The 1,751-nt window shown below is 73.5% G+C and carries 3 protein-coding genes; all 3 read left to right on the top strand.

All coding sequences use genetic code 11. The features are described from left to right. The coding region (locus AB0O00_RS37935; protein WP_363659246.1) for a DUF6745 domain-containing protein at positions 1-471 on the top strand (471 nt) is incomplete at its 5' end. Positions 472-629: 158 nt separating this feature from the next. Continuing rightward, a complete protein-coding gene (locus tag AB0O00_RS37930) occupies positions 630-1,445 on the top strand; it encodes a MerR family transcriptional regulator (RefSeq protein ID WP_363659245.1) in 816 nt (271 codons plus the stop codon). Beyond that, the coding region (locus AB0O00_RS37925) for a glycosyltransferase (RefSeq protein ID WP_363659244.1) at positions 1,442-1,751 on the top strand (310 nt) is incomplete at its 3' end. The genes AB0O00_RS37930 and AB0O00_RS37925, both read left to right, overlap by 4 nt.

The raw sequence follows: 1,751 nt of genomic DNA, 5'->3' as shown, positions 1-1,751 counted from the left end.
ATCAGCGAACGGCCCGTCGAGCTCCACCGCGACGAGGCCGGCCGCCTCGACCGCGCCGACGGCCCCGCCCTCGCTCACACCGACGGCTTCGCCCTCCACGCCTGGCGCGGCATGCCCGTTCCCGCCGCGTTCCTGGCCGAGCTGCCCGCCGTCACCGTCGAGCGGATCCGCACCGAGGAGAACGCCGAGCTGCGCCGCGTCCTGCTGGAGCACTACGGCTACGACCGCTACCTCGCCGACGCCGGCGCCGAGCCGGTCCACCGCGACGAGACCGGCATCCTCTGGCGGATCGTCCTGCCCGACGACGAGCCCGTCGTCATGGTCGAGGTCGTCAACTCCACCGCCGAGCCGGACGGCACCTTCCGCACATACTGGCTGCGGGTGCCACCGGGCACCCGCACCGCCAGGGCCGGGGTCGCCTGGACGTTCGGCATACCCGAGTCCGAGTACCACCCGCAGCGCGAGACCTGAGCCCGCCCGTTGCCCCGCCGTCGCCGCCCCGCCGTCGCCGCCGCGCATGCGTCGCGGCGCGGAGCCGGTGCAGGCCGTCGAGCTGCGAGTGTTGACCCTTACCCGACGTCAGGCTCCACGGTGGGGGCAGCGCAACGGCACGAATCCATGGGGGAACGATGAGCTGGTCGGTAGGACAGGTCTCCGGCTTCGCCGGGGTCACGATCCGGACCCTGCACCACTACGACCGGTCCGGGCTGCTGTCGCCCAGCGAGCGCAGTTCGGCCGGGTACCGCCTGTACAACACCGCGGACCTCGCCCGGCTCCAGCAGATCCTCTTCTACCGGGAACTCGGCTTCCCGCTCGACGAGATCGCGACCATCCTGGCGGACCCGCAGGCCACCGCGCTCGACCACCTGGTGGCCAGGCGGGATGCACTGACCGGGCAGATCGCCAGATTGCAGAAGCTCGTCGAGGTCGCCGAGAGGGCGATCGAGGTCCGCAGGCTCGGGGTCGACCTGACGCCCGAGGAGCGCTTCGAGGTCTTCGGTGACGTCGTCTTCGACCTCAGCTACGCGACCGACGCCCACCTCAAGTGGGGCGACCGGGACGGCCATCAGGAGGCCCTGGCCCGCGCTGCGGCCCACTCCAAGGAGGACTGGCGGCAGTTGATGGCCGAAGCGGCGGTGTGGCGTGGCAAGCTGCTCGCCGCGTTCGACGAGGGACTGGCGTACGACAGCGAGCGGGTGCGCCGCCTGGCGGAGGAGCACCGGCAGCACATCGCGCGCTGGTTCACCCCGTGCCCGCCGGAGATGCACTGCCGGATCGCCGACGACTACGAGGCGGACGCCCGCGCGTTCGCCCTCGTCGTCCCGCCGGGCGAGCAGCGACCCGGCCTGGTCGCGTACCTGCGCGCGGCCATCGGCGCCAACGCGGCGGCCGCCGGTGCTACCGCCCCGGGGGCCGGTACCGAGGACGTGAGGGAGGTGCGGTGAAGATCCTCATCATGGCGGCCGGCTCGCACGGTGACGTCGCCCCCTACACGGGGCTCGGCGCCCACCTGCGGGCGGAGGGCCACGAGGTCGCGCTCGCGGCGCCGGAGACGTTCGCCGGGATGGCTGCCGACAGCGGGCTCGAATTCCGGGCGCTCCCGGCCGATCCACGGGCCACGGGGGGCGGCACGGAGGCGGGCCCGAAGCTGCTCTCGAAGGCGGCCGCCTTCATCGACCGTCTCGGCGACGGGCTGGCCGACGCCGCCGCACCCGGTGCCGACCTGCTCCTCCTGGCCACCACCACGGCCC

It is taken from the genome of Kitasatospora sp. NPDC093558 (assembly GCF_040683475.1).
Classification (GTDB): Bacteria; Actinomycetota; Actinomycetes; order Streptomycetales; family Streptomycetaceae; genus Kitasatospora.
This window is presented reverse-complemented; position numbering and strand designations above follow the sequence as displayed.